General features: G+C 70.7%; 6 protein-coding genes. 5 read left to right on the top strand and 1 reads right to left on the bottom strand.

Features of this window, described 5'->3' with window-relative positions; translation table 11 throughout:
- The first annotated feature begins 271 nt into the window (after positions 1–271).
- Entirely contained in the window at positions 272–2,101 is a 1,830-nt protein-coding gene (gene ftsH, locus ACFXDJ_RS11665) for an ATP-dependent zinc metalloprotease FtsH (RefSeq protein ID WP_384848952.1), read from the top strand.
- A 47-nt stretch (positions 2,102–2,148) separates the two neighbouring features.
- Here the strand turns inward: ftsH and ACFXDJ_RS11660 are convergent, their stop codons facing one another.
- Positions 2,149–2,832: a methyltransferase type 11 gene (locus ACFXDJ_RS11660; protein WP_384653607.1), complete on the bottom strand. Its 684-nt coding sequence runs from the start codon at positions 2,830–2,832 to the stop codon at positions 2,149–2,151.
- A 131-nt stretch (positions 2,833–2,963) separates the two neighbouring features.
- Here ACFXDJ_RS11660 and proS point away from each other — a divergent pair, with 131 nt between their 5' ends.
- From proS to ACFXDJ_RS11640, 4 genes are all read left to right on the top strand, one after another.
- Positions 2,964–4,376, top strand: a complete 1,413-nt coding sequence (proS, locus tag ACFXDJ_RS11655) for a proline--tRNA ligase (RefSeq protein ID WP_384848914.1) — start codon at positions 2,964–2,966, stop codon at positions 4,374–4,376.
- A gap of 209 nt (positions 4,377–4,585) precedes the next feature.
- Positions 4,586–5,185, top strand: a complete 600-nt coding sequence (locus ACFXDJ_RS11650) for a hypothetical protein (protein ID WP_384653603.1) — start codon at positions 4,586–4,588, stop codon at positions 5,183–5,185.
- Between the two features lie 169 nt (positions 5,186–5,354).
- The gene (gene rpsP, locus ACFXDJ_RS11645) at positions 5,355–5,798 is read left to right on the top strand and encodes a 30S ribosomal protein S16 (RefSeq protein ID WP_356658180.1); all 444 of its coding nucleotides are present in this window, start codon (positions 5,355–5,357) and stop codon (positions 5,796–5,798) included.
- A 2-nt stretch (positions 5,799–5,800) separates the two neighbouring features.
- Positions 5,801–6,040, top strand: a complete 240-nt coding sequence (locus ACFXDJ_RS11640) for an RNA-binding protein (protein WP_030011889.1) — start codon at positions 5,801–5,803, stop codon at positions 6,038–6,040.
- Positions 6,041–6,063 lie beyond the last annotated feature (23 nt).

The raw sequence follows: 6,063 nt of genomic DNA, 5'->3' as shown, positions 1-6,063 counted from the left end.
TTAAGTAGTTTATTAACTCAATCCCCCCCCCCCCCGCCCGCGCTCCGGCCGCTCGCGGGCCCGCGGCGTCTAGGCCCCGCAGTGGGGGGCGGGGGGCGGGGCCCCCTCCCGTTTCTGCGGGGGCAATGGGTGGGTTTGTCGCTTATGGTCGGCCGGGAGGACGGCAGAAGGAGGCCACGTGCCCAGCCCCACCCCCGTACCGCCCCGAGACCGGGCCGATACGCCCTGGCGCTCCGAAGGCGCACCGCCCACCCCGCCGCCGAAGAAGAGGATGCCCGGAGGCTGGCGCGGCCTGATCCTCACCGCCCTGATCGTCTACCTGCTGACCAACCTGGTGCTCTCCTTCTTCAACGAGGGCGACGAGTCGACCATCTCGTACACCGAGTTCAGCAAGCAGGTCGCCAACGGCAACGTCTCGAAGATCTACTCCAAGGGCGACGCCATCCAGGGCCAGCTGAAGGACAAGCAGCCCAAGCCGGACGGCGGAAAGGGCGACTACACCAAATTCGTCTCCCAGCGCCCGGCCTTCGCCGACGACGACCTGTGGACCAACCTCACCAAGCAGAACGTGGTCGTCACCGCCTCCCCGGTCGTCGAACAGCGCAGCTTCCTCGCCAACCTCCTGCTCTCCCTGGCCCCGATGCTGCTGCTCGTCCTCCTGTGGGTGTTCATCGCCCGCCGGATGGGTTCGGCGATGGGCGGCGGCATGGGCGGGCTGGGGCGCAAGACCCCGCCCAAGCCGGTCGAGCTGGAGGGCGCCAAGCGCACGACGTTCGAGGACGTGGCCGGCATCGACGAGGTCGAGGGCGAGCTCAACGACGTCGTGGACTTCCTCAGGAACCCGGACGAGTACCGCAAGATGGGCGCCCGGATGCCCGGCGGCGTACTGCTCGCCGGACCGCCCGGCACCGGCAAGACCCTGCTGGCGCGAGCGCTCGCGGGCGAGGCCGGCGTGCCGTTCTTCTCGGCCTCGGCCTCCGAGTTCATCGAGATGATCGTCGGCGTGGGCGCGTCCCGGGTACGGGAACTCTTCTCCGAGGCGCGGAAGGTGGCCCCCGCGATCGTCTTCATCGACGAGATCGACACCATCGGGCGGGTGCGCGGCGGCGGCGCGGGCATGGGCGGCCACGACGAGCGCGAGCAGACCCTGAACCAGATCCTCACCGAGATGGACGGCTTCTCCGGTTCCGAGGGCGTGGTCGTCCTCGCCGCGACCAACCGGGCCGACGTCCTGGACCCGGCGCTGACCCGGCCGGGCCGCTTCGACCGCACCGTCGTCGTCTCCCCGCCCGACAAGGGCGGCCGGGAGGCCATCCTGCGCATCCACACCAGGGACATCCCGCTCGCCGACGGCGTCGACCTCGCGCAAGTGGCCCGTACGACGCCGGGCATGACCGGAGCCGAACTGGCCAACCTCGCCAACGAGGCCGCCCTCCTCGCCGTGAAGCGCAAGCAGGCGCAAGTCACCCAGTCGGACCTCTCCGACGCGCTGGAGAAGGTCCAGCTCGGCGCGGAACGCTCGCTCGTCATGCCGGACGAGGAGCGCCTGCGCACGGCGTACCACGAGAGCGGCCACGCCCTGCTGGGCATGCTCCAGCCGGGAGCCGACCCGGTCCGCAAGATCACCATCGTCCCGCGCGGCCGGGCCCTCGGCGTCACCCTCTCCACCCCGGACGCGGACCGGTACGCGTACACGGAGCCGTACCTGCGCGGCCGCATCATCGGGGCGCTGGGGGGCATGGCCGCCGAGCACGTGGTCTACGACGTCATCACCACGGGCGCGGAGAACGACCTCGAACAGGTCACCGGCATCGTCCGGGGCATGGTCGGCCGCTGGGGCATGAGCGAGCGCATCGGCCGCCTCACCGCGATCCCCTCGGACGGACAGAGCCCGTACGGCCTCTCCGCGGCCCCCGCCACCCTCGACGCGGTGGACCACGAGATGCGCCGGATCACGGACGAGTGCTACGTGGAGGCCTGCCGGCTGCTGCGCGAGAACCGCGACAAGCTGGACGCCCTCGCGCAGGCCCTGATGGCGAACGAGACCCTGGACGAAGCCGCCGCCTACGCCGCCGCGGGCATCCCCCGCCTGCACAAGTAGCGCGCCGCCGCGCGGGGCCGGGCCGGCCGGCCCCGCGGTCGGCGGCGTCAGGCCGTACGGGCGATCACGTAGCGGAAGATGTTCGGCAGCCAGACCGCCCCGTCACCCCGCTCGTACGGGTGAAGCGCCTCCGCCAGTTCCTTTTCGACCTGCACCGGGTCAGCCGCCGCGGCCTCGTAGAGCCCGGTCGACAGCAGTCCGCGCACCGCGCTGTCCACGTCCGCGTAGCCGAAGGGGCAGAACACCCGCCCCGACCCGTCCGGCACCAGACCGGCCCGCGCCACCATCGCGTCCAGGTCCCGGGAGACCGGCCCGCCGCCCAGGACCGAGGGCACCGTGCACCGCTCCGCGGGCCCCCAGTCGGCCAGCACCACCGCCCCGCCCGGCCGCCGCAGCGCGGGCAGGGCCCCGGCCAGCGCCGCCGGGCCGGGGGAGAAGGCCAGCAGCACGTCGTACGGGACCGCGGGCGCCGGCGGGGCCGCCACCACCTCCAGCATCCGTTCGCGCGCCAGCGCCCGGCGGGCCGGATCCCGCTCCACACCCGTGGCCAGGGCTCCCCGTCCGGAGGCCAGCAGAAGGGCCAGTCCGGCCCCGCAGTCCAGGCCGAGCAGCCGGTCGCCCGGCCCGACCTCCAGCCGGTCGTAGACCGCTTCGTACAGCGGTACCAGCATCCGTTCCTGGATTTCCGCCCAGTCCCGGGCGACAAGCGTCGCCGTCGGCGTCGGTGTCATCGAAAGAGCGCTCCTGATTCCGTTTCGCCCCCATGCCCCCGTTGCCAGAGAACTCCCGATTCGCCCCCGCGTCCAGAGGAGCGCGCCACCCGATTCACGCTCGCCGCCCCGGGCGCCGTACCATTCGCGCCATGGCAAAGGCACCCGTTCTCACCCCCCAGGCGGAGGATTTTCCCCGCTGGTACCAGGATCTGATCAACAAGGCCGAGCTGGCCGACAACGGTCCGGTACGCGGCACCATGGTCATCCGACCGTACGGCTACGGGCTGTGGGAGCGGATGCAGCAGGAGATGGACGCGCGCATCAAGGACGCGGGCGCCCAGAACGCGTACTTCCCGCTGTTCATCCCGCAGTCGTACCTGACGAAGGAAGCCGAGCACGTGGAGGGCTTCGCCCCCGAGCTCGCGGTCGTCACCCACGGCGGCGGCAAGGAGCTGGACGAGCCGATCGTGGTCCGTCCCACCTCCGAGACGATCATCAACGACTACTTCTCCAAGTGGGTCCAGAGCTACCGCGACCTGCCCCTGCTGATCAACCAGTGGGCGAACGTGGTCCGCTGGGAGATGCGCCCGCGCGTGTTCCTCCGTACGAGTGAGTTCCTCTGGCAGGAGGGCCACACCGCCCACGTGTCGTACGAGGACGCCCGCGACTACGCCGCCCGCATCCACAAGGACGTGTACGGCGACTTCATGACCAACGTGCTCGGCATCGACGTCGTGCTCGGCCGCAAGACCGCCAAGGAGCGCTTCGCCGGCGCCATCAACACCCTCACCCTCGAGGGCATGATGGGCGACGGCAAGGCCCTGCAGCTGGGCACGAGCCACGAGCTCGGCACCAACTTCGCCAAGGCCTTCAACACGCAGTACCTGTCGAAGGAAGGCAAGCAGGAGCTCGTCTGGCAGACCTCGTGGGGCGTTTCGACCCGCATGGTCGGCGGCCTGATCATGTCGCACGGCGACGACAACGGCCTGCGGGTCCCGCCGCGCCTCGCGCACGTCCAGGTCGTCGTCATGGCGATCAAGGGCGACGAGGCCGTGGCGAAGGTCCGCGAGCTGGGCGCCCAGCTCAAGGCCGCGGGCCTGCGGGTGTTCGTCGACGACCGCGTCGACACCCCCTTCGGCCGCCGCGCCGTGGACTGGGAGCTCAAGGGCGTACCGGTCCGCGTCGAGATCGGCCCCCGCGACCTGGAGGCCGGCACCGCGATGCTGGCCCGCCGGATCCCGGGCGGCAAGGAGGCCGTGCAGATCTCCGACCTCGCCGCCCTGCTGCCCAAGGTGCTGGAGGAGGACCAGGCGCAGCTGCTGCGCGAGTCCCGCGAGCGCCGCATCGCGCGTACCTCCGACGTCGCCACCATCGAGGAGGCCGCCGAGGCCGCCATCGCCGGTGGCTGGGCGCGGATCCCGTGGGCCGACCTCGGCCCCGAGGGCGAGGCGAAGCTCGCCGAGCAGGCGGTCTCGGTGCGCTGCCTGATCGCCGAGGACGGGTCGGTCCCGGACGCGGACGACGCCCCCGGTACCCTCGCGATCGTCGCGCGCTCGTACTAGCCGTCGCGCCGGTCCGCCGGTGACCCCTGCACCCCGGCGCGCGGCTCCCGCCGCGCGCCGGGGTGTAGTCGTCGTTAAGTACCGACTCCTCACGAGATCTGCGCACCCGTCCTCGTCAGGACGCATGAGACTGAACTGACTGGTACGTGCAAAAAATTTGGAATGGCCCGGAATCGGAACACCGGGGCACCCCGGCTCGTTGTCACGACGTGAGCACGACACCCCCTGTTCTCGCCGCAGAGCTGGCGCAGGCGTGGGCCGATATTCAGCGGTACCACCCCGAGCTGCCTGACCTTGCCGCGCCCGAGTCCCTGATCGGAGAGTCCTCGTCCGCCTGTGGCCACGAGCTCTCCTTCGAGCGACTGCTGCACGAGGCAGTCCACGGCATCGCCGCAGCCCGCGGCGTGCGTGACACCTCGCGTGCCGGCCGCTACCACAACCGCAGGTTCCTCGCGATCGCCGAGGAGATGGGGCTGGACCACGCCGACGAGCCACACGCGAGCAGTGGCTTCTCGCTGGTCACGCTCAATCCCGAGGCGAAGAAGCGCTACCGCCCCACCATGGAGCGGCTCCAGCGCGCGCTGAAGGCCCACACGGTCGCGACGGCCGCCGACACCAAGCGCAGCTTCCGCGGTCCGGCGGCCCGGCACGGCTCCTCCGGTGGCGGTGTCCGCGTCAAGGCGGTCTGCGACTGCGGGCGCAACGTCCGGGTGGTCCCGTCGGTGCTGGCCCAGGCCCCGATCGTGTGCGGCGGCTGCATGAAGCCCTTCCGCATTCCCGAGGTCGCGGTGTCGGCCGCCGCTTCCTGACCGGGCGGGCGAGGCGCCTCGGGCGTGTGGCACAATAGCTAGCTGTACTCGACAGTCGCATAGGACCCCTCTCTCCTCCGGCTGACGCGTCCATCGGGCACCCGAGTACCGCAACCCCACGTGGCATCTCATGTGCCCAACCACGTCAAGTTCAGGAGACACCACTCCAGTGGCAGTCAAGATCAAGCTCAAGCGCCTCGGCAAGATTCGCCAGCCGCACTACCGCATCGTCGTCGCCGACGCCCGTACCCGTCGGGACGGTCGCGCGATCGAAGAGATCGGTATCTACCACCCGACGTACAACCCGTCGCGCATCGAGGTCAACGCCGAGCGTGCGCAGTACTGGCTGTCGGTCGGCGCCCAGCCCACCGAGGCTGTGCTCGCCATCCTGAAGCTGACCGGTGACTGGCAGGCGCACAAGGGCCTTCCGGCCCCCGCGCCGCTGCTCCAGCCGGTGACGAAGGAGAGCAAGCGTCGCTCCTTCGACGAGTTCGCCAAGGCCCTCGAGGGCATCGGCGAGGGCAAGGGCGAGGCCATCACGCAGAAGGCCAAGAAGGCCGACAAGAAGGCGGACGAGGCTGAGGCCGAGACCGCCGAGTCGACCGAGGCCTGATCATGCTCGAGGAGGCTCTTGAGCACCTCGTGAAGGGCATCGTGGACAACCCCGACGAAGTGCAGGTCGCCTCGCGCAACCTGCGTCGTGGGCAGGTGCTTGAGGTTCGGGTCCACCCCGACGACCTCGGCAAGGTGATCGGCCGCAACGGCCGCACCGCACGTGCTCTGCGTACGGTCGTGGGCGCCATCGGCGGCCGGGGGATCCGCGTCGACCTCGTCGACGTGGACCAGGTTCGCTGAGAACGCGTCCATTGCAAGAGTGA

It is taken from the genome of Streptomyces sp. NPDC059443, assembly GCF_042750105.1.
Lineage (GTDB): Bacteria > Actinomycetota > Actinomycetes > Streptomycetales > Streptomycetaceae > Streptomyces.
Note: the sequence above shows the minus strand (reverse complement) of the source record. Positions and strands in the feature narration are given on the sequence as shown.